This window comes from Brevundimonas phoenicis, from assembly GCF_047237745.1.
Classification (GTDB): Bacteria; Pseudomonadota; Alphaproteobacteria; order Caulobacterales; family Caulobacteraceae; genus Brevundimonas.
Genome location: NZ_JBDFLN010000001.1, coordinates 3,147,907 through 3,173,206, shown reverse-complemented (window position 1 = coordinate 3,173,206; position 25,300 = coordinate 3,147,907). Strand labels below are relative to the sequence as shown.

The following is a 25,300-nucleotide window of genomic DNA, read 5'->3' as shown; positions in this document are numbered from 1 at the left end:
GCGGGGGTGGTGTGGGCGTGACGATGCCGCCTCCTCCTCCTCCTCCTCCTCCTCCGCCGCAAGCCGCCAAGGGCAGGGCCAACAGGCCCAGAACGCTGATCGAAATCGCAAATCCGCGCAGGCGTTGAACAGACATGGTTCCCTCTCCCGAAACCTATTCAGCCATTAGGCCGGTTTCGGAGAGATTGACGAGCCTGTTTTCTTTGAACCCTGCGTCCGGAGGGCCGTGTCGTCAGTCGCGCAGCAGTTCGTTGACGCCGGTCTTGGCGCGGGTCTGGGCGTCGACGCGCTTGACGATGACGGCGCAGTACAGGCTGGGACCGCCGTTCGGATCGGGCAAGGCGCCCGGCACCACGACGGAATAGGCCGGCACCTCGCCGCGGAAGATCTCGCCCGTCGCCCGGTCGACGATCTTGGTCGAGGCCGACAGATAGACGCCCATGGCCAGGACCGCGCCTTCGCGGACGATGACGCCCTCGGCCACCTCGGCGCGGGCGCCGATGAAGCAGCCGTCCTCGATGATGGTCGGGTTGGCCTGCAGCGGCTCCAGCACGCCGCCGATGCCTGCGCCGCCCGACAGGTGGACGTTCTTGCCGATCTGGGCGCACGAGCCGACCGTGGCCCAGGCGTCGACCATCGAGCCTTCATCGACATAGGCGCCGATGTTCACGAAGGACGGCATCAGCACGACGTTCTTGCCGACATAGGCGCCGCGACGAACGATCGCGCCCGGCACCGAACGGAAGCCCGCCGCCTGATAGTCGGCGGCGTTCCAATCGCCGAACTTGTTGGGCACTTTGTCCCAGAAGGGGCCGACGGCGACCGGCTGATCGGCCGACAGCGGCAGGGTGGGGGCGTGGCCGGCGCGCATGATGACGTTGTCGTTCAGACGGAAGGACAGCAGCACCGCCTTCTTCAGCCACTGGTGCGTGCTCCACACGCCGTCGGCGCCGCGCGAGGCGACGCGCGCCTGGCCGGAGTCCAGCAGGGCCAGGGCGGTGTCGACGGCGTCGCGCACCTCGCCGCGCGTGGCGGCCGAGATCTCGGCGCGGGCTTCCCAGGCGGCCTCGATGACGGATTCCAGGTGGGTCAGGTCGGTCATTGCGGATCTCCGTCCAGCATGGCGGTGGTCAGGAAGGGGCCCAGGGAGGCGGCCCGGTGTTGGATGTGGTCGCCCTCGGCGGTGAAGGCCTTGGTTCCGACCAGGACGGTGGTCATGCCCAGGTCGCGCGCCGGTTCCAGGTTCTTGGGCGTGTCCTCGAAGAAGCAGGCCGTGGCCGGGTCGACGCCGAAGCGCGCCAGCATCTTGTGGAAGGTGCGCGGGTTCGGCTTGGGGATCAGGTCGGCGTCTTCCAGCGCGAACACCCCGTCGAAGAAGGGCGTCAGCTCCAGCTTCTCCATCACCCGCTGGGCGTGGCCGGCCGAGCCGTTGGTGAAGATCAAGCGCGGACCCTGCAGCCGCTCCAGCGCCGCGTGCAGGCCCGGATCGGGCGCCAGCACGTCCAGCGGCACGTCATGCACCTCGGCCAGGAAGTGATGCGGGTCGATCTCATAGTGCATCATCAGCCCGGCCAGGGAGGTGCCGTAGTCGTGCAGATAGCCGCGCTGCACCGACAGGGCCTCGGCCGATTCTAGGCCGGATGTCCGCACGACGTACTGGTTGATGCGCTGCTCCACCTGACGCAGGAACTGCGTCTCCGGCGGGTACAGGGTGTTGTCCAGATCGAAGACCCAGGACCGCACATGGCGCAGGTCCGCGCCGATCTCGGTAGGCGCGGTTTCAGGCGCCGTGTTCGACGCCGAACCCGTCACTTCCGCCTGACCAGGGTGCCGGCGCCGTGCTCGGTGAACAGCTCGACCAGCATGGCGTGCGGGCGGCGCCCGTCCAGGATGACCACGGCCTCGACGCCCGCGCGGATGGCGGCCATGGCCGTCTCCAGCTTGGGGATCATGCCGCCGGTGGCGACGCCGTCGTCGATCAGGCCCTGCGCCTCGTCCAGCGTCATCTGGCGGATGATCTCGCCGTCGGCGCCCTTGACTCCCGGCACGTCGGTCAGCAGCAGCATCCGCTTGGCGTGCAGGGCTCCTGCGACGGCCCCGGCGACGGTGTCGGCGTTGACGTTATAGGTCTGGCCGTCCTCGGCCACGCCGATGGGGGCGATGACCGGCACCCAGTCCTCGGTCTCCGAGGCGATCAGGCCCTTGATCAGCTTGGGATCGACCTTGGTCGGTTCGCCGACGAAGCCCAGGTCGACCTCGTGCTCGATCATGCTGTCGGGGTCGCGCTTGGTGCGCTTGGTCTTTTCAACCGTCAGCAGGCCGGCGTCTTTGCCTGACAGGCCGACGCCGCGCACGTCGGCTTCCTTGCCGGCGACGGTGATCCAGTGGGCGATCTCTTTGTTGACCGCGCCGGACAGGACCATCTCGGCCACCGACATGGTGTCCTTGTCCGTCACGCGCAGGCCGTCGACGAAGGCCGACTTCACGCCCGCCTTGTCCAGCATGGCGCTGATCTGCGGGCCGCCGCCGTGGACCACCACGGGGTTCACGCCCATCAGCTTCAGCAGCACCACGTCCGCAGCGAACTGCTTCGCCACAGCGCTCTCGCCCATGGCGTGGCCGCCGTATTTGATGACCACGGTCTCGCGGTCATAAACCTGGATATAGGGCAGGGCCTCGGCGAGCGTCTTCGCCGTTTCCCAGCCGCGTTCCTCGGATTGCCGATCAGTCTCTATCATCGTGCGCGCTCGATAGCCCCAAGGGCGGCGGGAGTCACGGGCGAAGGTGGGGTGTTGGATTCAGAGGACTGCTCCCCCGCCTTTTTCATTGCTCCATTGTTCAGGTTTACGGCGTACCCTGCGTGCATGACGTTTTATCCCGTTATCATGTGCGGCGGCGCCGGAACCCGCTTGTGGCCGGCGTCGCGACCGTCGCGGCCCAAGCAGTTCATTCCCTTGGCCGGCAACCGCTCGCTGTTCCAAGAGACCGCATTGCGCGTCGTCACTTTGATCCAGGGCGGTGGGCGCATTCTCGTCGTCGGCGGCGCGGCGCATCGCGGCGCCATTCTTGATCAGCTCCATGAGGTCGGCGTCGAGGCCCAGATCCTGCTGGAGCCGGAGGCGCGGGATTCCGCTCCGGCGATGGCTGCGGCTGCGGCCTGGACCCACGCGCATGACCCCCTGGGGATCAATGTCTTTGTCGCCTCCGACCACCATATCCCGGACGCCGAAGCTTTTCGTTCGGCGGTGCGTCAGGCGGCGATCCTCGCACAGGAAGGCCACATCGTCACGCTGGGCGTGGAGCCGTCCGAACCGTCGGAAGCCTATGGCTATATTCGCGCAAAAGGGGCGGCCCTCGGTCCGGTTGAAGCGTTTGTCGAAAAGCCCGACCGTCGGACGGCCGAAACCTATATTGAGCGCGGATATCTCTGGAATAGCGGTAATTTCATCGCCTCGGCGGAAACGTTTCTCGCTGAGTTGTCAAAGCACTCTCCCGGCGCCGAGGCGGCGGCCCGCGCCGCGGTCAGCGAAGCGCCGCCTAACGCCGTGACGTTGCTGGGGCCCTCGTTCCGCGAAGCGCCTCGTGTCTCGATCGACTACGCTCTCATGGAGAAGACCCGTAACGCCTGGGTTCTTCCGGTCGATTTCGCCTGGTCTGATCTGGGATCCTGGGACGCTGTCTCTGCGACAGGGGAAGGGGAAATCGGCGGGCATATCTTTGAGGATGCCGAAGGCTGCATGGCGCGTGCGTCGGACGGCATGATCGTGGCGGCTCTGGGGGTGCGCAATCTTGCCATCGTAGCGGAGCGTGATGCTGTTCTCGTTTGCGACCTGTCCAGAGCTCAGGATGTAAAGAAGGTCGTCGAGCGCATTCGCCTGTCCTCTCCACACCATGTTGATTTCCCGCAAGCGCGGCAGGACAGCCTGCTGGAAGGCATGGAGCGGCTCCGGGATTGGTTGCGGTTGCGCGCCCTTCCGGTGTGGTCGGCCATCGGGCAGTCTGAGAACGGTGCGTTTGCAGAGTTGGTGAGCCTTGAGGCTCGACCTCTCGCCGTTGCGACCAGCCTTGTTACGCAGGCGCGACAAGTGACGGTATTCGTTCAGGCTGGCCGGCTGGGTTGGCGGGGGCCGTGGCGCAGGAATGTCGAAGCTGGTTTGGCCTATCTTGACGCGACCATGCTTTGTTCTCGTGAAGAGGGAGACGAATGCGCGAGCTCGGATGACCCTGTCATCGAAGGAGCCGCGCTTTTGCTCGCCTGGGCTGCTGTTCAGCACCTGGACGGCGTAGAGGATGACTATGAGTCGCGGTCGATTGATCTCATGGAACGCTTGCTTCGCGACGGGGCGGCCGAGGGGGCGTTCGACCGGATTGCAGGAATTTTTGAGGCGGCTCTTGCTTGGGCGGACGTCGGCTCGGATCCGTCATGGCGCGACACGGCTGATACGCTAGCTGCGACGGCGATAGAAAGGCTGCTGGAACCCGGAGAGGCCCTGCGGTTGTCTGATGAGGGGAGAGGGCTTAGCCCAGGCGTGGGCTTCGAGTGGGCGTCGCTGTTGGCGGTTCATGGCGGTGGCGGCTCGGTAGCGTCCAGGGCGGCGGCGGGGCTGCTCTATACTCACGCACGAGAAAGCGTCGATCTCCGCTCTGGATTCGTGCTTGACGCCAAGAGCCAGCAGAACGGCGCCGGCGCGCGGCGCGCGTATCGCGACTCTCAACTACTGTGGCTGAAAGCCGCGCTTGTCATGGGGAACTCGCCTGGCTCCGAGGACGGAGAAGAGCGTGGGGATGATGCTAGGCAGGCTCTTCACGCCGTTTTCCAGTATCTTACTGACCACGGGCTTTGGCGTGACGTGCGCTTGGAGGATGGGCGTTTTATTGGTGAGGCGGTTTCCGCGCGGTCTCTACGTCTTTTACATTCGGCTTTCGAACAGGCAGTTCGCATTTTATCTTCGAGAACAGTCGGGAAGTTGCAGTTAGGTCTTCATTAACGTCCTGTAGCTTTCTGAGCACGCCTGTGTTGCGGAAGGCGATTTATGCGCGTTTCGTGCTCGACCCGCTAAGGTGACGCTGGTAAGGGTCGCCTCAGGCGGTGACTGAATATCGCCCACCTATCAATAAACCTCGGAGGGCCGCATCCTATGCGTGTCAAGAGTTTGATCCTGGCGTCGAGCGCGGCGGCCGCCCTGGCCCTGTCGGCCGGCGCTGCTTCGGCTGAGCCGGACGGCTGGTACGGCGCGATTGACGCCGGCTACCACATCATCGACGACATCAACACGGAAGCCTCGGCGACCGGTCACAACTGGAACTGGGAAGTGAACGACGGCTGGGCGGCTTTTGCTCGTCTGGGCTACCGCTTCAACCCGAACTGGCGTGTTGAACTCGAGGGCGGCTACCGCTCGGGCGACATCGGCAAGGTGCGCGCCGTCTCGGGCCCGCAAGGCCTGTGCAACCTGACGCCGGCCACCGGCCCGTGCCACTCGCCGGAAGGCGACATCACGTCGACGACGCTGATGGCCAACGTGCTGTACGACTTCGGTTCGCCGGAATGGACCATCCGTCCGTTCGTCGGCCTGGGCGTCGGTGTGAACCGCGTCAACGTCGACACTGTCGGCCGCCTGCGCCAGACGCCGGGCGTGGCCTTCGCGGCTGACGACACCTCGACCAAGTTCGCCGCTCAGGCTCTGGCCGGCCTGGCCTGGTCGATTTCGGACCGCGCCAACGTCGACCTGACCTATCGTTACCTGACGGGCGACGCTGAGTTCGAAACCCGCACCTCGGGTACGGGCGCCATTCCGTTCGGTTCGATGTCGGGCGACTACGACCAGTCGCACACCGTGACGCTGGGCCTGCGCTATGCGTTCGGCGCCGAGCCGGCCGCTCCGCCGCCGCCGCCCCCGCCGCCGCCGCCCCCGCCGCCGCCTCCCCCGCCGCCCCCGCCGCCGCCTCCGCCGCCTCCGGCCAAGCCGGCTGCGCGTCAGTTCGTGGTCTACTTCGACTTCGACCGTTCGGACCTGACGGCGGAAGCCCGCTCGGTGGTGACGCAAGCCGCCAACTACGCCAAGTCGGGCGCTCCGACCCGCGTGCTGGTCGTCGGCCACACCGACACCTCGGGCAACGCGGCCTACAACCAGGGCCTGTCGAACCGCCGTGCGCGCACCGTGGCTGACGCCCTGGTCGCTCAAGGCGTCAACGGCGGCGTGATCTCCCTGGACGGCAAGGGCGAGACCCAGCCGGCCAAGGCCACCGGCGACGGCGTGCGTGAGCCGCTGAACCGCCGCGCCACCGTCGACATCAACTTCTAAGGCTCAACGGGGCTGGTTCATTCCAGCCCCCGCGACCTGAGAAGCGTCGATACGATCAAGGACGGTCAGCCCATTCGGGCCGGCCGTCCTTTTTCTTTGCCCGCAAGTCGCCGTTGCTGGCGCCGGTCCGCATCGACGGCTATTTCCTGCAGGACGATTCCAAGAGGAGTGCATGATGCGCGTCGCCATGATCGGAACGGGCTATGTCGGCCTGGTGTCTGGGGCCTGTTTCGCCGACTTCGGCCATACGGTGGTCTGCGTCGACAAGGACGTCTCCAAGATCGATCGTCTGCACCAGAATATCATGCCCATCTATGAGCCGGGCCTGGACGAGTTGGTGGCGACGAATGTCAAGGGCGGGCGCCTGTCCTTCGCCACCGACGGCGCCGAAGCCATTCGTGCAGCCGACGCCGTCTTCATCGCCGTAGGCACCCCTTCGCGTCGCGGCGACGGCCATGCGGATCTGTCCTACGTCTATGCGGCGGCCGAGGAGATCGCGGATCTGATGGACGGCTTCACCGTCGTGGTGACCAAGTCCACCGTCCCTGTCGGCACCGGCGACGAGATTGAGCGTATCATTCGCGAGCGCCGCCCCGACGCTGATTTCGCCGTCGTTTCCAACCCCGAATTCCTGCGCGAAGGCGCCGCCATCGGCGACTTCAAGCGCCCGGACCGTGTCGTCGTGGGCACGACGGACGAACGCGCCCGCGCCGTCATGGCCGAGTTGTATCGACCGTTGAACCTGAACGAAACGCCGATCATGTTCACCGGTCGTCGCACGTCCGAACTGATCAAGTATGCGGCCAACGCCTTCCTGGCGATGAAGATCACCTTCATCAACGAGATCGCCGATCTGTGCGAGGCCGTCGGCGCCGACGTGCAGCAGGTCGCGCGCGGCATCGGTCTGGACAACCGCATCGGTTCGAAATTCCTGCATGCGGGGCCGGGCTATGGCGGGTCGTGCTTCCCGAAAGACACCCTGGCGCTGGTGCGTACGGCGACGGACGCCGGCTCGCCCGTGCGGCTGATCGAAACCACGGTGGCGATCAACGACGCGCGCAAGAAGGCCATGGCCGATCGCGTGGCCGAGGCGCTGGGGGGCGATCTGAAGGGCAAGACGGTGGCCCTGCTGGGGCTGACGTTCAAGCCGAACACGGACGACATGCGCGACGCCCCGTCGCTGGACGTGGCGCCGGCCTTGATCGCACGCGGCGCGACAGTTCAGGCGTTTGATCCCGAGGGCATGGAGGAAGCCGCCAGGCTTCTGGACGGAGTCAGCTTCAAGGACGGCCCCTATGACGCGGTCGAGGGCGCCGATGCGGCTGTGATCTTGACCGAGTGGAACCAGTTCCGCGCACTGGACCTGGACCGCGTGAAGCTGCTGCTCAAGCAGCCGATCCTGGTCGATCTGCGAAACGTCTATCGTCCGGATGACATGAGGGCGCGGGGGTTCCGCTACTTCTCCATCGGTCGCCCCGTGGATGCGGCGTAACTAGAGCAGCAGCAGACGGCCGGCGGTGATGACCACGGCGGCGACCACGACGGCCGACGCCGCTGCGATCCCGACCAGTTTCATCGCTCGGCCCAGGCCGTCGTCTTCCATCCGAATCTCCTGCGCGGACAGGAGGCCGACAGTCCGCCCCGCAAGGCAAGAGGGGTGGGGCGTAAAGCTGTGCTGTTTCTCGCCCGCAGTCGCCGGGCATTAAAAAAGGGGCGGCGCCGAACGGGCCGCCCCTTCTTCGTGTTCTGGTTTCGCCGATCAGCCCGTGAAGGGGCGGATCAGGATTTCGACGCGACGGTTCTGGGCCTTGCCTTCCGGGGTGGCGTTGGAGCCGATCGGCGCGCGGGCGCTCATGCCGGCGACATAGATGCGCTCGCGCATCACGCCGCGGTTGATCAGGTGCGAGGCGACCGAGGCGGCGCGGCGCTCCGACAGCGGCTGGTTGATGGCGTCGCCGCCCGAGGAATCGGTGTGGCCGATCACGTCCACCATGGAGCGGTCGTACTGGCTGATCACGCGGGCCACGTCGTCCAGCACCGGCAGGAAGCGCGGGTCCAGGTCCGATTGGTTGGTGGCGAAGGTCACGTCCGACGGCATCCGTAGGACCAGGTTGTCGCCCTGACGGGCCACGCCGACGCCGGTGCCCGACAGTTCGGCTTCCAGGGCGCGCTGCTGGCCGTCCATGTACTGGCCGACGCCGGCGCCGGCCAGGGCGCCGATGCCCGCGCCGATCAGGGCGTTCTTGCGGCCCTGCTCGCCGCTGGAGGTGTTGGTCAGATAACCCAGCAGGGCGCCGCCCAGGGCGCCGGCGACGGCGCCGGTGCCGGTGTTGTTGCGGCGCGGCGTGGAGCTGTAGGGGTCGGTCGTGGTGCAGGCGGCGGCGCCCAGAAGGGCGGCGATGCTCAGGCCGGCGACGGCGATCTTGGCGCGCATGGAAAATCCTTTCGATAGCGACCTCTGGTCGCGTGAACGCTTGCCTCACAGTTAAGGTTTCAATGTGTATGGACCATGAACGTCGGCGGGCGTCGCCTGCCGTTGACCTCCAGAGCCTGTCCCCCCATCTGTAACAGCGGCCGGGCGCTTCGCCGATCACGGGGGGCGCCGGACGGCCGAGGTCGCTTCACTGCGAGGGCCCCATGACTGCACGCACCCTGCTGTTCGACAGCCCCTTCCTGTTGGGCTTCGACCATACGCGCGCCCTGATCGACCGGGCGGCCAAGGCGGCGGCCGAGTCCTACCCGCCCTATAACGTCGAGCAACTCGGCGATGCGGCGGTGCGCATCACCCTGGCCGTGGCGGGCTTCACGCCCGAAGAGCTGTCGGTCACGGTCGAAGGGCGCCAGCTCACCATCACCGGCAAGCGCGAGGACGCCGGGCGCGACCCCCAGGCCTTCCTGCATCGCGGCATCGCGGCGCGCGGCTTCGTCCGCAACTTCGTCCTGGCCGACGGGCTGGAGATCGCGGGCGCCCGGCTGGAGCACGGCCTGCTGCACGTCGAACTGGTCCGTCCGGAACAGGAACGCAGCGTGCGGCGCATTCCCATCACGACGGGCTGAACGCCCGTCGAACCGCCTGGCTTTCCAGGCGTTTAGTCAAGCGTAAGGAGGCGGTCTTATGACGCCCAACATGAATACGAAGGACTTCGCCGATTTCGGCGCCCCGGACCTGGTCTATGTCCGCGCGATCCGCGCCTCCGACGTGCTGGAGGACGCTCGGGTCGAGACGGCCGCCGATGTCGAGATCGACCCCGATCAGATCCTCTACGCCGTGCACGGCGCCGACGGCGAGCGTCTGGCCGTCATGCTGGATCGCGAGACCGCCTTCGCGGCCGCCGTGGCGCATGACCTGGAGCCGATGTCGGTCCATTAGGCGTCTTGAAAGCCGAATGAAGACGTAAGGAAGACCGCTCAGGCGGCGGTCTTCGACATATCCTTGACGAACAGGGCGCGGATAGCGTCCACGGTCCGCGCCTGGCGCAGTTGTTCGCGCAGTTCCGGCGAGCGCAGGGCGCGCGACACGGCAGCCAGCGCCCGCAGATGTTCGGCTCCGGCGTCCAGGGGGGCGAACAGGGCGAACAGCAGATCGACGGGACGATCGTCCAGCGATTCATAGGCTATCGGCGCGTCCAGGCGGACGAAGACCGCACAGACCTGATCCAGACCCTTGATGCGGGCGTGCGGTACGGCGACGCCCGAGCCCAGGCCGGTCGAGCCCAGGGCTTCGCGTTCCAGCAAGGCTTCCAACGTGCGGTCTGCGTCCATGCCGGTCGCGCCGGCAAAGGCTTCCGCCACGGCGTGCAGAGCCTGGCGCTTGGATGACGCGCCGCCTCGCAGGACAATCCCGTCCGGCGACAGCAAATCAGCGATGTCCATGACTACCCCGAAAACGGTACCCGACATGTGCGGAAGGGCGAGGGCCTTCTAGCGCCTTCGCCCCTCCAGAGGAAGTCTTTCAGCCGACTCGTTTGGCGGCGCCGTTCACCGTACGCTCGGGGTCGATCCAGCCGACGTTGCCGTCGGGCCGGCGATAGACCACGGCTAGGCCGCCATGCGCGGCGTTGCGGAACATCACCAGCGGATAGCCGGTCATGTCCAGTTCGGCCACGGCGCGACCGACCGTCAGGGTGCGGATCTCGGCCTGAGTCTCGGCGATCACCATGCCGACGGGCGGAGGCTCGTCGGGGCGGCCCGCGTCGCCGAATTCCTCATCCTCGACCGTGTCAGGGTCGCGGAAAATGGTCAGGGCGGCGACTTCGCGCGCAGCGTTTTCGGTCTTCTCGGGGGACAGGCCCTTGGGACCGGCGTGGTGATCCTTCAGGCGGCGCTTGTAGCGGCGCACGCGCTTCTCAAGCTTGTCCAGACTGTCGGCGAAGGCGGCCTGGGCGTCGCCGCCGAAGCCGGTCGTCACCAGCGACTGGCCCGACGCCAGACGCACCCAGCAATCGACGCGGAAGCCGTGGCGATCCTTGGACACCACGACCTCGGCATCCTGGGCGCCGCGGGCGAAATATTTGCCGATGCCCTCTTCGAGTTCCTGGGAGATGCGCGAGCCTAGCGCTTCGCCGACATCCACTTGCTTGCCGCTGACTTGAATCTGCATAGGCATAGAACGCGACGGACCGTGTTTGGTGTCAACGCCGATCACCGATTTGTGGTGACGCTTGGCGGTGGCGTGATCAGGCGCTCTTGAGCCGACGACGTCGCTGGATCGACGAGGGAATTTTCAAGGCTTCCCGGTACTTGGCGACCGTGCGTCGCGCGATGTCGATACCGGCCTCGTTCAGGATCTCGACGATGCGGTCGTCGCTCAGCACTTCGTTCCCGCAATCCTCGTCGTCGATCATGGTCTTGATTCTCTGGCGCACGGCTTCGGCCGAATGGGCCGCGCCGCCGTCGCTGGACTGGATGGCGGCGGTGAAGAAGAACTTCAGCTCGAACACCCCGCGCGGGGTGGAGACGTATTTGTTCGAGGTCACACGGCTGACCGTCGATTCGTGCATCTCGATGGCCTCGGCCACCGTTTTGAGGGTCAGGGGGCGCAAGAACTCGACGCCGAAGGCCAGGAAGGCGTCCTGCTGACGCACGATCTCGGACGCCACCTTCATGATGGTGCGGGCGCGCTGGTCCAGCGACTTGACCAGCCAGCTGGCCTGGGCGGCGCAGTCGGCGACGAAGGTCTTCTCCGTGTCCGAGCGCGCGCCCGCCGCCACCACGGCGTGATAGCGCTTGTCGACCAGCAGGCGGGGCAGGGTGTCGGTATTCAGCTCGATCCGCCAGCCGCCCGCCGGGTCGGGACGCACATGAACGTCGGGCACGACCGTCTGGGCCGGTTCGCCGCCGAAGCCGGCGCCGGGGCGCGGCGTCAGGGCCTTCAGCTCGGCGATCATCTCGACCAGATCCTCGGCGTCGACGCCGCACACCTTGCGCAGGGCCGCCAGGTCGCGCCGCGCCAGCAGCTCCAGATGGTCCAGCAGGGCGCCCATGGCCGGGTCGAAGCGGTTGCGCTCGATCAGCTGCAGCTTCAGGCATTCGGGAATGGAGCGGGCCATGACGCCGGTCGGCTCGAAGCCGTGACAGACGGCCAGCACGGCCTCGATGCGGGCCTCGTCCACGCTCAGCCGTTCGGCGATCTCGCCCAGGTCGGCGCGCAGATAGCCGCCCTCGTCCGTGGCGTCGATGAGGGTCAGGGCGATGGCGTGGTCGGCGGGGCTGAAGCCGGCCGCCGAGGCCTGGGTCTGCAGATGCTCCCACAGGGTCTCGTCGCGCTGGTCTGGGCGCTCGCGCTCCTCGCCGTCTGCCAGACCGCCGCCCGAGCCGGCGCGGGACCAGTCGGTCAGGCCGGGCTGGTCGGTCGCCTGATCGCCCTGGCGGTCGCTGACGCGCTCGCCGGGGGCGGCGTCGCCGTACAGATCGTCGGCGCCGGCGTCCAGGCTCTGGGCGTGGGCGTCCGAGCCTTCGTCAAAGCGCATCTCGCCGTCGTCGCGGTCGGCGGGGGCGGCGTCATTGGCGGCTTCAGGCGCGGTCTCGCCTTCGTCCCGTTGCAACAGCGGATTGCGCTCCAGCTCGCCCTCGACGAAAGCCTCAAGCTCAAGGTTCGACAGTTGCAGCAGCTTGATCGCCTGCTGCAACTGGGGCGTGATGACCAGCCCCTGCCCCTGCCTGACCTCCAGCCTCTGACCGATCACGTCGTTTCCACCCCGCACGCAGGCGCTGTTGGCCCGCTTCTTGCTGGGATCATGGATCGGAAGCCGTTAACGCGAGGCGAACAGCCGCCGTGTCAGGCTGTCTGGGCGTCAGGCGTACATTTCGCCCAGATAGACGCGGCGCACCTCGGCGTCGGCGACGGCCTCGTCGGCCGTGCCCTCGAACAGCAGCGAGCCGGACGAAATGATCGAGACGCGGTCGATGATGTCCAGCGTCTCGCGCACATTGTGGTCGGTGATCAGCACGCCGATGCCCTGGCTGGACAGATAGCGGATCACCTGGCGGATATCGGCGATGGCCAGGGGGTCGATGCCCGCGAACGGCTCGTCCAACAGCATGAAGCTGGGCCGCGCGGCCAGGGCGCGGGCGATCTCGACGCGGCGCCGCTCGCCGCCCGACAGGCCGGTGGCGGGGGCGTGCCGCAGGTGGTCGATGCGCAGCTCTTCCAGCAGGCGGGAGGTCTCGTCCCGCACGCCGGCGGCGGTCTTCTCGCGCAGTTCGACCACGGCCTTGACGTTCTGCTCGACCGTCATGCCGCGGAAGATGGAGGCTTCCTGCGCCAGATAGCCCAGACCCATGCGCGCGCGCTGATACATGGGCTGCTGGGTGATGTCCTCATTGTCCAGCCAGATCGAGCCGCTGTCGGCGGGGATCAGTCCGGTGATCATGTAGAAGCAGGTCGTCTTGCCCGCTCCGTTGGGGCCCAGCAGGCCGCAGACCTCGCCGCGCTGGACGTTCAGGGAGACGTCGCGCACCACCTGCCGCTGGCCGAAGCTGCGGGCGATGTGTTCGACGCGCAGACCCGTGGGCCGTGCGTCCTCGACCGCCGGCGTCGCCGTTTCGGCGGCCGGTTCGTCCCGGTTCAGTGCGGAAAGTTCCTTGCGCGCCACGCGGGGTCAGTTCCCTTGCGGATAGAAGACGCCCTGGACGCGGCCGTTGCCGCCCTCGATGCGCGCGGTCTCGGTGCGGACGTTATAGACGAGGCGGTTGCCGGTCAGAACGCTCTTGCCCTGGGTCAGGATGACGTCGCCGGTCACCACGACGTTGCCGTCGTTCAGCGTATAGACCGCCCGGTCGCCCTTCATGCTCTGATCGGGAGTGACGAAATAGACGCTTCCCGTCGCCTCGATCCGGTTCAGGTCGCCGTTGGCGGTGAAGCCGCGAATGGCGTCGGCCCGCAAGCGGTTTCCGCCCTGCGTCACCTCGGCCCGTCCGCGCAGCGAGAAGCCGTCAGGCGTGTATTCGCCGCTGTCGGCGCCGTACTGGACCGGCTGGCGGCTGGCGTCGGCGCGGTTGGCGGACGTGTTCTGGGCGCCCGAAACGGCGGGCAGGGCCAGGGCCGTCAGCAGGACGGCGCCTGCGATCGTCAATTTGGACTTGGACATGTTCATCTGTCGGCTCCGGCGGGATTGATGGTCCCGCGCACCTTGTTTTCGCCCTGGCCGTTGAAGACGACCCGCTGGCCCTGATCATAGATCGCATAAGACGAAGCATCGATGCTTCCAAGGGGGCCGCGACCCTGCACGCCCTTGTCGCCGGTCACCACGCCGGTTTCGGTGTCCACCACGGCTTCGGGCGTGACCAGAGTCCAGCCCGAACCGCCGTCGGAAATTTTCACATTGGGGCCGATGACCACCTTGCGCTGGGTCTCGACATAGGTGCCGCCGTCGGCGGTCAGCTCGGTCGTCTTGCGCGCGCCCAGATTCAGCCGCAGCAGGGGGCCGACCAGGCGGAAATGACCCGTGGCCGGATCGCGCACCGCGCCCTGGGCGCCGATGACGAAGGAGCGGCCTTGGGCGTCCTGGCCGTGGAACATGGGGTTGTCCAGGCGGATCTCGCGGCTTTCGCTGGCCTTGCGTTCCACGCCGGACATGACGGTGCGGAACACGGTCCAGGTCAGGGCGCCCCCCGCCAGCATCAGGATGACGATGGGCAGGATGCGGCGGTACAGCTTCACCTGACGCGAGCGCGTGCGCCAACGTTCGCCGGCGCGGGCGATGCGGGCCTCGTCGGCGCGCTTCTGCTCGTCCTGGGCGTGCTGATCGCTCATCCGCGTTTCGGGTCCGTCCTCAGGCGTGGGCGAAGATGTCGATCTCGTCCCAACCGGCCAGGTCGAGGCGCGAACGCACGGGGAGGAAGTCGAAGCAGGCCTGGGCCAGCTCCATGCGGCCCTCGCGGACCAACATTTCGTTCAGCCGGTTCTTGATGGCGTGCAGATACAGCACGTCAGAGGCGGCGTAATCCATCTGCGCCTGGCTCAGTTCCGCGGCGCCCCAGTCCGAGCTCTGCTGCGCCTTGGACATGTCGACCCCGGCCAGTTCGCGCGCCACGTCTTTCAGGCCGTGGCGGTCGGTATAGGTGCGCGCCAGCTTGGAGGCGATCTTGGTGCAATAGACCGGCCGCGTCTCGACGCCCAGGTGCAGGTCGAACATGCCGATGTCGAAGCGGCCGAAGTGGAAGATCTTCAGCACCTTCGGATCGGTCAGCAGCCGCTTCAGGTTGGGGCAGTCATAGGCCGGACGGTTCAGGCGCACGACGTGGGCGTTCCCGTCGCCCGACGACAACTGCACCACGCACAGCGGATCGCGACGGAAGCGCAGGCCCATCGTCTCGGAATCGATCGCCACCTCAGGGCCCAGGTCGAGGCCGTCCGGCAGGTCGCCTTCGTGGAAATAAACTGTCATGCGCAGAAACTCGTTCGTCGTTCAGGCCGTAACATAGACGAACCGCGCGCTATCGCTAGGACGCAGGCTCGACCTTTGCTGTCGCGGCCGTCGGGAAGGGGAAGCAAGGGCCGGAATGACAAACGGCGCCGCATCCGATCGGATACAGCGCCGCTTGAGAAATGGTGCCCAGGAGAGGACTCGAACCTCCACGGCCGTTAAGCCACTGGCACCTGAAGCCAGCGCGTCTACCAATTCCGCCACCTGGGCCCGGTGGGTCGCCCCGCCGAGGGCCGGACTAATAGGGGGGAGCCTCGGGGCGGTCAACAGGCTTTTTTCCGATTCCTGAAAAAACTGCACCGTTGACCAAAAGCTCCGAGAAATCCGCGCTCTATCAGGCCAGCCAGACCATCATCCGCGTATCGGCGCTTTCGCCCCGCGCGCGGCTGAAGGCCGGACGGGTCTCGCCGGTGTAGAGGAAGCCCGCCTTCTCCAGCACCCGGCCCGAGGCGGGATTGTCGGCGAAGTGGCCGGCCATCAGGGCGCGGCGCTTCCAGCGCGTCGAGGCCCAGACCAGGGCGCCTTCCAGCGCCTCGGTGGCGTAGCCCCGGCCCCAGAACTCCCGCCCGATCCAGTAGCCGGCCTCGGGCACGGCGTCGGTGTTCTGGAACATGCCGATGACGCCCACGGGGCCGTGGTCCTCGTGCTCGATCAGGAAGGTGTTGGCCCGCTTCGGATCCTGGGACGCCACCTGCAGGACGAAGTCCTCGGCGTCGTCGACGCGGAAGGGGTGGGGCATCCGCTGGGTCATGCGGGCGATGTCGTGGTCGTTGGCCAGGGCCGCGATCCGCGTCACGTCCTGGGCGCCGGGCGCGCGCAGCAGCAGACGCCGCGTCTCGACGACGGGAGAGGTTTCGATCACGCACATGGTTCGGCCTCGATGTCTTCGGCGCCGCCTCCTTGGAGGGCTCGGGCGGCATTCGAGGCGGGGAAACGCAAACGGGGAGCCTGGTGATCCAGACTCCCCGCGGAAAATTTTCCCTTGGTCCGGATCGGCTGCTGTCGAGAGCAACGCGATCCGGGGAAATACTGTCCTGGCTTCGCGTTACTCGGCGGCCATCGCCTGGGCGTCGTCGTTGGCCGGGAGAATCGACACGTAACAACGGCCGCCACGTTTGGTGGTGAACTGCACCGCGCCGGTCACAGTGGCGAACAGGGTGTGGTCGCGGCCCAGGCCCACGTTGGCGCCCGGGTGGAACTTGGTGCCGCGCTGACGCACGAGGATGTTGCCGGCCAGCACGCGCTCGCCGCCGAACTTCTTCACGCCAAGGCGCTTCGACTCTGAGTCGCGACCGTTACGCGACGAACCGCCAGATTTCTTGTGAGCCATCTTGCTGCTCCTCTTCTTAGCGCGCTACCGGCCGTTCGGCCTGCTTGAGCGCACTGCTTAATCGTAACTGGCGCTGGTCCAGCGCCGGTGAAAATCTTAGGCTTCGGCGCCTTCGGCGGCGTCAGCCTTGGCGGCCTTCTTGGCCGGAGCCTTCTTGGCCTTGGGGGCTTCGGCTTCGACAGCCTCGACGCGCGGGGCCAGGCCGCGAGCGCGGGCGTTGATCTCGGCCTTGGTCATCAGGTCGACCGTGCCGTCCCACTTGGCCTTCTCGCCGGCGCCTTCGATGCCGGTGATGCGCAGGACCGATTCCATCTGGCGATGGCCGTTCGTGCGGCGATAGCCCTGACGACGGATCTTTTTGAAGATCTTGATCTTCTCGCCCTTGCGGGTCTCGATCAGCGTGGCTGCGACAGCGGCGCCGTCGATCAGCGGAGCGCCGACCGTAACACCCTTGTCGCCGCCCAGCATGAGGACTTCACCGAAATTGACGGCAGCGCCAGCGTCGCCGTCGATCTTCTCGACAACAATCACATCGCCCGGTTGAACCCGGTACTGCTTTCCGCCGGTCTTGATCACCGCGTACATTTGGAAGCCTCAGCGTGAACGCAAAAATGGATGCGCCCGCCAGGAGACCCTGCGGGCGAAGAGCGGCGACATATACGGATGGTCACGGAAGAGTCAACGTGAAAGGGCGGCGTCTGGGGCGAAAACCCGCACAGAACCTGTTCCTGGCGGACTCTGTGGCCCGATTGCACGGATGGCGCAAGCGGGCGCACGCACGCGAGAGCGCTATATATATGCATGGCGCGGCGTGACGCCGCGCATGAAGATTCTTCGTCGATTCTTCTCGACTGTTATAAGGTAACACTCTAAGGGAGCGGCCATGTCCTCTCCCGATCTCGCCGAGCCGGTGCTGCTGTCGCTTCTGGGCGGCGGCTTCGTCGCGGCCTTCCTGCACGCGGCCCTGCCGACCCACTGGCTGCCTTTCGTCCTGGTCGGCCGCGCCCAGCGCTGGAGCGTGGCGCGGGTGATGACCGCCGTGGTGACGGCTGGGCTGGCGCATATCGTGTCGACGGCCCTCGTGGGCTCGCTGATCGTGGCGGCGGGGCTGGCGCTGAACCGTTGGGTCGAGGGGTTGCTGCCGCACCTGTCGGCGGCGCTGCTGTTCCTGTTCGGCGCCTTCTACCTGGCCAGGGCCTCGCTGAAGCGTCCCGTCACGGCGGGCGGACCGGCGGCTGAACTGACCGAGCCCGCGGTTTCGGACAAGGCGGCTTTCTGGGGTCTGGTGCTGATGATGGCGGTGACGCCGGGCGAGGTGCTGCTGCCCATCTATCTGTCCTCGGCGACCGAGGGCGTGGGCGCCCTGGCCCTGCTGACCCTGACCTTCGCGGCGGGGACCGTGCTGGGCATGACCTTGCTGGCCGCCCTGGCGACGGCGGGCTACTCTATCCTCAGGCTGGAGCGGTGGGCGCGCTATGAAGGCGCCATCCTGGGCGGGGCGCTGATCCTGATCGGCTTCCTGGTGCTGACGCACCAGCACTGAGTTTCGATAGGTTATATATTTACATTCAAAGACTTATCTTCTGCGGGGCTTGACCTTCCCGCGCGGGAAGACCTAGCTGAGCGGACATGGCGCACGATCACGCACACGGCCATGACGGCCACGATCATCACGATCACTCCCACGCTCATGACCACGGTCATTCGCACGGCCATGGCCATTCCCATGGCTTCGGCGGGCACCATCATCATGGCCCGACCGACACGGGCGACTGGCGTTACGCCGTCGGCCTGATCGTCAACCTGGCCTTCGTGGTCGCCGAGTTCACGGCGGGCTTCATCGCCGACTCCACCGCCCTGATGGCCGATGCGGGCCACAATCTGTCGGACGTGCTGGGTCTGGCCATGGCGGGCGGGGCGGCCTGGCTGGCGCGGCGCGCGGCGGGGCCCAAGCGCACTTACGGCTATGGCAAGGCGACGGTGCTGGCGGCCCTGGGCAACGCCCTGCTGCTGATCTTCGCCTGCGGAGCCATCGCCTTCGAGGCGGTGCGTCGTCTGGCCGAGCCCGCGCCGGTGGCCTCGGGCGTCATCATCGTCGTGGCCGGGATCGGCTTCTTCATCAACCTGGGCACGGCCCTGCTGTTCATGAAGGATCAGCACAAGGATCTGAACGTGCGCGGGGCCTATCTGCACATGATGGCCGACGCCGCCGTGTCGCTGGGCGTGGTGATCGCGGGCGTCGTCATCCTGTTCACCGGCTGGTCGCTGATCGACGGGATCGTCAGCCTGATCATCGTCGCCGTCATCATGATCGGCACCTGGGGCCTACTGAAGGATTCGGTGAACCTGGCTCTGGACGCCGCGCCCAACGGGCTGGACGTGGGCGAGATTCGCGCCGCCTTCCTGGCCCTGCCGGGGGTGACGGCGGTGCACGACCTGCACGTCTGGGGTCTGTCGACGACCGATGCGGCGCTGACCGCCCACATCGTCCACCAGCGCCCCGACGGCGACGCCCTGCTGGCCGAGGCGCAGAGCCTGGCGCGCGGCCGATTCGACATCAGCCACACGACGCTGCAGCTGGAAACGGGCGTCCTGCCGGATTGTCCGACCTGCTGAGCGGTTTCGCCTCTTCCCAAGGCGGCCCTCAGCCGCCATCTAGCGAGCCATGACCCAGAAGACACCCGTGACCGTTCTCACCGGCTACCTCGGCGCCGGCAAGACCACCCTGCTGAACCGCATCCTCACCGAGGATCACGGCAAGCGCTACGCCGTCATCGTCAATGAGTTCGGCGAGATCGGCATCGACAACGACCTGGTGGTCGGCGCCGACGAGGACGTGTTCGAGATGAACAACGGCTGCGTCTGCTGCACGGTGCGCGGCGACCTGATCCGCGTGGTCAACGGCCTGATGAAGCGCCAACGCCCCGGCAAGCCCGCCTTCGACGCCATCATCGTCGAGACGACCGGCCTGGCCGACCCCGGCCCGGTGGCACAGACCTTCTTCGTCGACGACGAGGTCAAGGCCAAGACCCAGCTGGACAGCGTCACGGCCCTGGTCGACGCCAAACACGTCATGGCGCGTCTGGACGACTCCAAAGAGGCGCGCGAGCAGGTCGCCTTCGCCGACCGCATCATCCTGAACAAGATCGACCTGGTGGACGAGGCCGCTCTGGCTGACGTCGAGGCCCGCCTGCGCGCGCTGAACCCCCTGGCCCCCGTCGTCCGCGCCGAGCGTTCGAACGTGCCGCTGGATCAGGTGCTGGGCCTGCACGCCTTCGACCTGGACCGCATCCTCGAGGTCAAGCCGGATTTCGTGAACCCGCCCCACGGCGCCGAAGGCCACGTCCACGACGAGCATTGCGGTCACGATCACGGGCATGACCACGTTCATGACGAGCACTGCGGCCATGAGCATCACGATCATGCCCACGGCCCGCGCGGCCACGCCCACGAGGACGATATCAAGGGTATTTCCCTGACGCTGGATCGCCCGCTGAACGGCGCCAAATTCACCGCCTGGCTGGACAAGCTGCTGGGCGAGCAGGGCCAGAACATCCTGCGCGCCAAGGGCATCATCGACGTTCAGGGCGAGGACCGCCGCCTGGTCTTCCAGGCCGTCCACATGATCCTCGAAGGCGACCTTCAGAAGCCGTGGGGCGACAAGGAGCGCCGCTGGAGCCGCGCTGTCTTCATCGGCCGGGATCTGGACGAAGCCGCGCTGAAGGCCGGGTTCGAGGCCTGCGCGGCATGAACCCGCCGCCCCGCCCGCGCACCGAAGCCAAGCTGATCTACGGCACGCCCGAGTTCGAGATCGTGCAGCACGGCGACCACGTCCGCTGCGCCGTCTCGGGCGCGCCGATCCCGCTGGAGGCCCTCAACTACTGGAGCGTCGAACTTCAGGAAGCCTATGCGTCCGGCGAGCTGATGACGAAGCGCTGGGTCGAAACGCATAAGTAAACCCTCTCCCGGCGGGAGAGGGCTTGAGGCTCGGGGAGCCGGAGGCGATCCGCAAGCCGAAAGGGTGAGGGGCTTGTCCTGTCAGTCGGCGTAAGCCGTTGCGCGGCGGCCCTTGGCCGACTTCGCCCCCGAACCCTCACCCTTTCGCCTATACCAATCGCTGACGCTCTCGTGCGCTCAAGCCCTCTCCCATCAGGAGAGGGTCTTCAGCCACTCGGTCATCACCCGCGCCAGCGCCTTCGGCTGTTCCAGCGGGATCATGTGGCCGGTGTGCGTCACCGTCTCCAGCGTCGCGCCGGAAATCCCCCGCCGCAGTTCCTCCGCCTCTTCGCGCGTCCTCAACCGATCAGCATCCGCCGCCACGATCAGCGTCGGCTGAACGATCTCCCCCAGCCGGTCCAGATCGCCCGCCCGCGCCATCGCCGACTGGCGGTGAAACACCTCGCCGCCTAGCCGCAAGCCCATGTCGCGCACCTGCGCGATCATCGCCTCGTCGTTCGCCAGATCGGGGTGCAGGGACGAGACGATGGCCGGCCGACTCAACCCCTTGAAGGCCCTCGGCGGCGCCTTCAACGACGAACGCCGCTGGCGGATCAGCTCCTCGGTATCCCCGCGCGCCGAGGTGGCGATCAGGATCAGACCCTCCACCCGCTCCGGCGCGATCCGCGCCAGTTCGCGCGCCACATAGCCGCCCATGGAGAAGCCCACGGCGACGAACCGTTCCGGCGCATCGCTCAGGATCGCCGCCGCCATGCTCTCTATATCCTCGCCCCGGCTGAGGTCGGTGGCGACCAGCGGCCCGAACGGGGCGAGGTCGTCTTTCAGAGCGTCCCACAGGGTCGTATCGGCCATGAAGCCGGGAATGAGCAGCAGGGTCATGGCCTCTCTATAGGCGCGACCGGCGACAGACGCGACGCAGGACGCTATGAGGCCGGTCTGACTTTCCTTGCGTGTGCGAGCCGACATGACGACCTTCTCCTTCGACGCCCAGGTCACCGCCGCCCTGTTCGACAAGACGGGTGCGATCTTCGCCCTCGGCGACGGCTCGGTGCGGTTCGAGAGCGGCGCCCGCAGCGAGGTCCATGACGGCGCCGTCCTGTGCGCCTGCGTCCACCCCTCGGGCGAGGGGATCGTCACCGGCGGCGACGACGGCAAGCTGGTCTGGAGCCGCGAGGGCGAGGCCGTCCTGCTGGCCCAGACCAAGGGCCAATGGATCGACGCCGTGGCCGCCTCGGCCGAGTCCGGCCTGATCGCCTTCTCCTCGGGCCGCGCGCTGAGCGTGCTGGACGTCAAGGATCCGCACTTCCGCCGCGACTTCCAGCACGAGCGCACCGTCTCGGGCGTGGCCTTCGACCCCAAGGGCCGCCGCATCGCCGCCTCGACCTATGGCGGCGCCTGGCTGTGGTACGCCCGCATCGAGCAGCAGCAGCCGACCAAGCTGGCCTGGGCCGGGTCGCATCTGGCGGTCGGCTTCTCGACAGACGGCGCCTATGTCGTCACCTCGATGCAGGACAACCAACTGCACGGCTGGCGCCTGAAGGATCAGAAGAACATGCGGATGGGCGGCTATCCGTCCAAGATCAAGAGCTTCGCCTTCCTGGCCAAGGGGCAGCTGCTGGCCACCTCGGGCGCGCAGGGCGTGGTGCTGTGGCCCTTCGTCGGCTCCAACGGCCCGATGGGCCGCGAGGCGACCGAGATCGGCTATGACGAGACGACCCTGATCGCCCAGGTCGCCGCCGCTCCCGCCCACGGCCGTCTGGCGGCGGGGCTGGAAGACGGGCGCGTCTGGTGGGCCGATCCGGCCGGGCGCGGCCTGCAGTTCGTCAAACAGGACAAGGGCGCCCCCATCACCGCCCTGGCCATGAGCGCCGGCGCCGCCCGCATCGCCTGGGCGGACGAGGACGGTCACGCGGGCGTGGCCTCGCTCTGAAACAACGCCTCCCTGCCGTCATCCTCGGGCTTGACCCGAGGATCCAGCCTCGCGACGGCGGTTCGGCAAGCCTCGCCGTGATTTCTCAACCTTCCTGAGCCATGCTCCGTCCATGACCCGTGCGAAACACCGCAAGCGGCGGCCGCTCCTGACCCTTCTGCTGATCCTGGCCCTGTTCCCGCTGGCCGGGGTGGCGGTGCATCGCTTCCTGCCGCCGCTGGCGACGATCCTGATGGTCAAGCAGGCGGCGGCCGGGCACGGCATGGACTACCGCTGGCGCTCGCTGGACCACATCTCGCCGCGTCTGGTCGAGGCAGTGATCGCCGCCGAGGACGCCCGCTTCTGCCGGCACCACGGCTTCGATGTCGAGGCCATCCAGAAGGCGATGGAGGCCAACGAACGCGCCGAACAGCGCGGCTCGGACAAGAGGCGCGGCGCTTCGACCATCAGCCAGCAGACCGCCAAGAACGTCTTCCTGTGGCCCGGCCGCGACTGGGTCAGGAAGGGGCTGGAGGTCGGCTACACCGGCCTGATCGAGATCGGCTGGGGCAAGCGGCGGATCATGGAGATGTATCTGAACGTCGCCGAATGGGCGCCGGGCGTCTATGGCGCCGAGGCCGCCGCGCGCCACTGGTTCGACAAGGGCGCGGACAAGCTGACGGCGCGCGAGGCCGCCCGCCTGGCCGCCATCCTGCCCAGCCCGCGCCGCTACAACGCCGGATCGCCCGGCCCCTATGTCCGTCGTCGCGCCGCCCGCATCCAGGCGGCCATGGGTACGGTGCGCGAACAGGGGCTGGACGCCTGCGTCGACCGCCGCTGACGCGGGCCGTTTCGCAACCCGTCGTTAACCGTGAACGGGGGGCCAAGCCTTAACGGACCCGCGTCATGCTGAGGTCGATTGCGGACCCTTGCGTCCGCGCGCGACGACGGGGTCTGAAGGGTGACACACGGTCTGAAACGAGCCGGGCGGGGCGCACGCCTCTTCGTCCGCCGCCTGATGCGCCAGACCCAGGGCAACGTCGCGCTGATCTTCGCCATCGCCCTGCCGATTCTGATGATGATCACCCTCGGCGCCGTCGATATTCACCAGGCGTCCAAGGTGAAGGCTCAGCTCCAGGACGCCCTCGACGCCGCCGCCCTGGCCGCGGCGCGCTCGAAGTACAGCGACGACTTCAACATCAATCGAATCGGCATGGCGGCGTTGCAGGCCAACATGCCGGGTTATTTCGACAAGGACGGAGACACCGCCAGTTTCGTTCTGGTCGACAATCGACGGGTAGAGGCTGAAGCCAGGGTCGATGTGAAGGTGCTGGTCGCCAATGTCTTCCTGCCGCCCTACGGCAAGCTCATGGACGACTACCTTCCGGTCAGCACCAGTTCGCAGGTGTTGCGCGCCTCACGCAATGTGGAGGTGGCGCTGGTGCTGGACATCACCGGTTCGATGTCCGGCTCTCCGCTGACCAGCTTGAAGGAAGCGGCCAAGGAGCTGGTGGGTCTCGTGGTGCAGAAGGAGCAGACGCCCTTTACCTCGCGCGTGGCCCTGGTGCCCTATTCCATGGGCGTGAACCTGGGCGACTACGCCGCTAAGGCGCGGGGGCCGCTGCAGGCGTCGACGGTGATAGAGGGCGCAGATTGGGCGGATGCAGGCAAGTCGCTTTCGCGCGTTTCGGGCGGCACTCTGACCGCCAACAATCACGGGCTGAAAAAGGACGATTACGTCTGGATCAGCGGCGTCAGCAACGCCTCTTCAGGATTGAACAATCGCGTCCATCGCGTGTCGTCTGTGACGACCAATAGCTTCCAAGTTTCCGGCTTTTCGGGCAACGGCCGCAACAATACCGGTAGTTTCCGTCGGTGCTGGGCGCCCGATTGTCAGGTATGGGTGACATCAACCCAGCACACGCTCTCGACGGGCGATTGGGTGAAGGTTTCGGGCGTTCAGGGCATGAGCGCGCTCAACAACACCTTCCAGGTGAAGAAGATTTCCGACGACCAGTTCAGCGTCGGCCTATGGGGGCCAGAGCAATCCGCCTACTCTAGAGGGGGATCCGTTCAGTGCGGTTATGACGGCTGCGAACGACGCTATTTCATCGGTCGCGACAATCGCACCTTGCGTGACCTGTCTTCGAGCACCTGTGTCAGCGAACGTTTGTGGACCGAACGGAATAGGTCCGGTGCACTGATCCCGACAGACCGCAGTCCAGGCCGAACGTTGGAGCGGGACGAGTGGGGCGGCCGTAACTACCCGCACGGCGACAACCGTTGCCTGAGCAATACGCTCACGCCCTTGACCAATCAGGTTGACGACAAGGGAAGCGTGAAAGGGCTGGACAGTCAGATCGACGCCTATCAGGCGGCCGGTTCGACAGCGGGACAGATCGGCATTGAATGGGGCTGGTATGCGGTCTCGCCGAACTTCAACACCGTCTGGCCTTCCGCCAGCAGCGCCAATCCTTATGACCCCTCCAAGACGCTGAAGGCCGTCGTGCTGATGACGGACGGGGAGTTCAACAACCCCTATTGCCAGGGCGTAATCTCGCATGACGCCCCCAGCAACGGATCCGCCGGCAACGCCAACTATCAGATCAACTGCAGCGCGCCGAACGGCACCCCCTTCGCCCAGTCCGTGGCGCTCTGTGAGGGGATGAAGAAGGAGAATATCGTCATCTACACGGTCGGCTTCAACCTCAGCACCAGCACAGGCGGGGCGGGCGTGGATACGGCCTATGAGGTCATGGATAAGTGCGCCACCAGCAAGGAGCACTTCTTTACGCCGAACAAGAATACCGACCTTAAGGAAGCCTTCCGCGCCATCGGTCGCGATATCACCCGCCTGCGCATCGCGCGCTGACGC

27 protein-coding genes and 1 tRNA gene are annotated in these 25,300 nt (G+C 66.8%); 12 read left to right on the top strand and 16 right to left on the bottom strand.

The features are described from left to right. Positions 1-232 precede the first annotated feature (232 nt). From dapD to argB, 3 genes are read right to left on the bottom strand one after another with little or no spacing between them, the layout of a single operon-like run. Complete coding sequence (gene dapD, locus ABC419_RS15925) at positions 233-1,102, bottom strand: 2,3,4,5-tetrahydropyridine-2,6-dicarboxylate N-succinyltransferase (RefSeq protein WP_412876820.1); 870 nt, start codon at positions 1,100-1,102, stop codon at positions 233-235. Continuing rightward, the gene (locus ABC419_RS15920) at positions 1,099-1,812 is read right to left on the bottom strand and encodes a pyrimidine 5'-nucleotidase (protein ID WP_412876821.1); all 714 of its coding nucleotides are present in this window, start codon (positions 1,810-1,812) and stop codon (positions 1,099-1,101) included. Before ABC419_RS15920 ends, dapD begins: the two co-directional genes overlap by 4 nt. Continuing rightward, on the bottom strand, positions 1,809-2,738 hold the full coding sequence (gene argB, locus ABC419_RS15915; protein ID WP_128720705.1) for an acetylglutamate kinase: 930 nt from the start codon (positions 2,736-2,738) through the stop codon (positions 1,809-1,811). Before argB ends, ABC419_RS15920 begins: the two co-directional genes overlap by 4 nt. A 126-nt stretch (positions 2,739-2,864) precedes the next feature. Between argB and ABC419_RS15910 the strand changes: the two genes are divergently transcribed. The 3 genes from ABC419_RS15910 (at position 2,865) to ABC419_RS15900 (ending at position 7,794) form a co-directional block, all read left to right on the top strand. Next, positions 2,865-4,988: a sugar phosphate nucleotidyltransferase gene (locus ABC419_RS15910; RefSeq protein ID WP_412878266.1), complete on the top strand. Its 2,124-nt coding sequence runs from the start codon at positions 2,865-2,867 to the stop codon at positions 4,986-4,988. 150 nt (positions 4,989-5,138) lie between these two features. Further along, complete coding sequence (locus tag ABC419_RS15905) at positions 5,139-6,302, top strand: OmpA family protein (protein WP_412876822.1); 1,164 nt, start codon at positions 5,139-5,141, stop codon at positions 6,300-6,302. A 175-nt stretch (positions 6,303-6,477) separates the two neighbouring features. Beyond that, entirely contained in the window at positions 6,478-7,794 is a 1,317-nt protein-coding gene (locus ABC419_RS15900; RefSeq protein WP_412877996.1) for a UDP-glucose dehydrogenase family protein, read from the top strand. 267 nt (positions 7,795-8,061) lie between these two features. Here ABC419_RS15900 and ABC419_RS15895 read toward each other — a convergent pair whose 3' ends face one another. Then, complete coding sequence (locus tag ABC419_RS15895) at positions 8,062-8,736, bottom strand: YiaD family glycine zipper/OmpA-like lipoprotein (RefSeq protein WP_200167963.1); 675 nt, start codon at positions 8,734-8,736, stop codon at positions 8,062-8,064. A 203-nt stretch (positions 8,737-8,939) separates the two neighbouring features. Here ABC419_RS15895 and ABC419_RS15890 point away from each other — a divergent pair, with 203 nt between their 5' ends. Both ABC419_RS15890 and ABC419_RS15885 read left to right on the top strand, forming a co-directional pair. Further along, positions 8,940-9,359 carry an Hsp20 family protein gene (locus tag ABC419_RS15890; RefSeq protein WP_125901005.1) on the top strand — a complete coding sequence of 140 codons (420 nt, stop codon included), beginning with the start codon at positions 8,940-8,942 and terminating at the stop codon, positions 9,357-9,359. Between the two features lie 58 nt (positions 9,360-9,417). Next, positions 9,418-9,672, top strand: a complete 255-nt coding sequence (locus tag ABC419_RS15885) for a DUF1150 family protein (protein ID WP_125901007.1) — start codon at positions 9,418-9,420, stop codon at positions 9,670-9,672. 38 nt (positions 9,673-9,710) lie between these two features. On the opposite strand, the gene ptsN is transcribed toward ABC419_RS15885, so the two are convergent. The 11 genes from ptsN to rplU all read right to left on the bottom strand — a co-directional run bounded on the left by ptsN (position 9,711) and on the right by rplU (position 17,144). Continuing rightward, entirely contained in the window at positions 9,711-10,175 is a 465-nt protein-coding gene (gene ptsN / locus ABC419_RS15880; RefSeq protein WP_200167961.1) for a PTS IIA-like nitrogen regulatory protein PtsN, read from the bottom strand. A 79-nt stretch (positions 10,176-10,254) separates the two neighbouring features. Continuing rightward, positions 10,255-10,902 carry a ribosome hibernation-promoting factor, HPF/YfiA family gene (gene hpf, locus ABC419_RS15875; RefSeq protein ID WP_125901009.1) on the bottom strand — a complete coding sequence of 216 codons (648 nt, stop codon included), beginning with the start codon at positions 10,900-10,902 and terminating at the stop codon, positions 10,255-10,257. Positions 10,903-10,978: 76 nt separating this feature from the next. Then, a complete protein-coding gene (gene rpoN / locus ABC419_RS15870; RefSeq protein WP_412876823.1) occupies positions 10,979-12,487 on the bottom strand; it encodes an RNA polymerase factor sigma-54 in 1,509 nt (502 codons plus the stop codon). Between the two features lie 108 nt (positions 12,488-12,595). Next, positions 12,596-13,396, bottom strand: coding sequence for an LPS export ABC transporter ATP-binding protein (gene lptB / locus ABC419_RS15865; RefSeq protein ID WP_200167958.1), 801 nt, complete (start codon positions 13,394-13,396; stop codon positions 12,596-12,598). Between the two features lie 6 nt (positions 13,397-13,402). Next, positions 13,403-13,897: an LptA/OstA family protein gene (locus tag ABC419_RS15860; RefSeq protein WP_200167957.1), complete on the bottom strand. Its 495-nt coding sequence runs from the start codon at positions 13,895-13,897 to the stop codon at positions 13,403-13,405. Further along, the gene (lptC, locus tag ABC419_RS15855) at positions 13,894-14,556 is read right to left on the bottom strand and encodes an LPS export ABC transporter periplasmic protein LptC (RefSeq protein ID WP_200167956.1); all 663 of its coding nucleotides are present in this window, start codon (positions 14,554-14,556) and stop codon (positions 13,894-13,896) included. Before lptC ends, ABC419_RS15860 begins: the two co-directional genes overlap by 4 nt. A 19-nt stretch (positions 14,557-14,575) precedes the next feature. Continuing rightward, positions 14,576-15,190 (bottom strand): ribonuclease D, encoded by a 615-nt coding sequence (locus ABC419_RS15850; protein WP_412876824.1) that lies wholly within the window; start codon positions 15,188-15,190, stop codon positions 14,576-14,578. 162 nt (positions 15,191-15,352) lie between these two features. Next, positions 15,353-15,439 (bottom strand) — tRNA-Leu (locus tag ABC419_RS15845). A 124-nt stretch (positions 15,440-15,563) separates the two neighbouring features. Then, positions 15,564-16,097, bottom strand: coding sequence for a GNAT family N-acetyltransferase (locus tag ABC419_RS15840; protein WP_003163930.1), 534 nt, complete (start codon positions 16,095-16,097; stop codon positions 15,564-15,566). Positions 16,098-16,274: 177 nt separating this feature from the next. Continuing rightward, on the bottom strand, positions 16,275-16,559 hold the full coding sequence (rpmA, locus tag ABC419_RS15835) for a 50S ribosomal protein L27 (RefSeq protein ID WP_125901019.1): 285 nt from the start codon (positions 16,557-16,559) through the stop codon (positions 16,275-16,277). Positions 16,560-16,655: 96 nt separating this feature from the next. After that, positions 16,656-17,144 (bottom strand): 50S ribosomal protein L21, encoded by a 489-nt coding sequence (rplU, locus tag ABC419_RS15830; protein ID WP_087140381.1) that lies wholly within the window; start codon positions 17,142-17,144, stop codon positions 16,656-16,658. A gap of 298 nt (positions 17,145-17,442) precedes the next feature. Here rplU and ABC419_RS15825 point away from each other — a divergent pair, with 298 nt between their 5' ends. The 4 genes from ABC419_RS15825 (at position 17,443) to ABC419_RS15810 (ending at position 20,516) form a co-directional block, all read left to right on the top strand. Beyond that, complete coding sequence (locus tag ABC419_RS15825; protein ID WP_200167954.1) at positions 17,443-18,102, top strand: hypothetical protein; 660 nt, start codon at positions 17,443-17,445, stop codon at positions 18,100-18,102. Between the two features lie 86 nt (positions 18,103-18,188). Next, entirely contained in the window at positions 18,189-19,175 is a 987-nt protein-coding gene (locus tag ABC419_RS15820; RefSeq protein WP_412876825.1) for a cation diffusion facilitator family transporter, read from the top strand. Between the two features lie 49 nt (positions 19,176-19,224). Next, the gene (locus ABC419_RS15815; protein ID WP_412876826.1) at positions 19,225-20,310 is read left to right on the top strand and encodes a CobW family GTP-binding protein; all 1,086 of its coding nucleotides are present in this window, start codon (positions 19,225-19,227) and stop codon (positions 20,308-20,310) included. Beyond that, a complete protein-coding gene (locus ABC419_RS15810; RefSeq protein WP_269299865.1) occupies positions 20,307-20,516 on the top strand; it encodes a DUF2093 domain-containing protein in 210 nt (69 codons plus the stop codon). The genes ABC419_RS15815 and ABC419_RS15810 overlap by 4 nt, the downstream gene beginning before the upstream one ends. 192 nt (positions 20,517-20,708) lie before the next feature. Here ABC419_RS15810 and ABC419_RS15805 read toward each other — a convergent pair whose 3' ends face one another. Continuing rightward, positions 20,709-21,482 (bottom strand): alpha/beta fold hydrolase, encoded by a 774-nt coding sequence (locus ABC419_RS15805; RefSeq protein ID WP_412876827.1) that lies wholly within the window; start codon positions 21,480-21,482, stop codon positions 20,709-20,711. On the opposite strand from ABC419_RS15805, the gene ABC419_RS15800 reads away from it, so the two are divergent. From ABC419_RS15800 to ABC419_RS15790, 3 genes are all read left to right on the top strand, one after another. Then, on the top strand, positions 21,481-22,446 hold the full coding sequence (locus tag ABC419_RS15800; protein ID WP_412876828.1) for a WD40 repeat domain-containing protein: 966 nt from the start codon (positions 21,481-21,483) through the stop codon (positions 22,444-22,446). The two genes, ABC419_RS15805 and ABC419_RS15800, sit on opposite strands and share 2 nt — an antisense overlap. 112 nt (positions 22,447-22,558) lie before the next feature. Then, positions 22,559-23,266, top strand: a complete 708-nt coding sequence (gene mtgA / locus ABC419_RS15795) for a monofunctional biosynthetic peptidoglycan transglycosylase (RefSeq protein ID WP_412876829.1) — start codon at positions 22,559-22,561, stop codon at positions 23,264-23,266. 177 nt (positions 23,267-23,443) lie between these two features. After that, on the top strand, positions 23,444-25,297 hold the full coding sequence (locus ABC419_RS15790; RefSeq protein WP_412876830.1) for a ubiquitin-activating E1 FCCH domain-containing protein: 1,854 nt from the start codon (positions 23,444-23,446) through the stop codon (positions 25,295-25,297). The last annotated feature ends 3 nt before the right edge of the window (positions 25,298-25,300 follow it).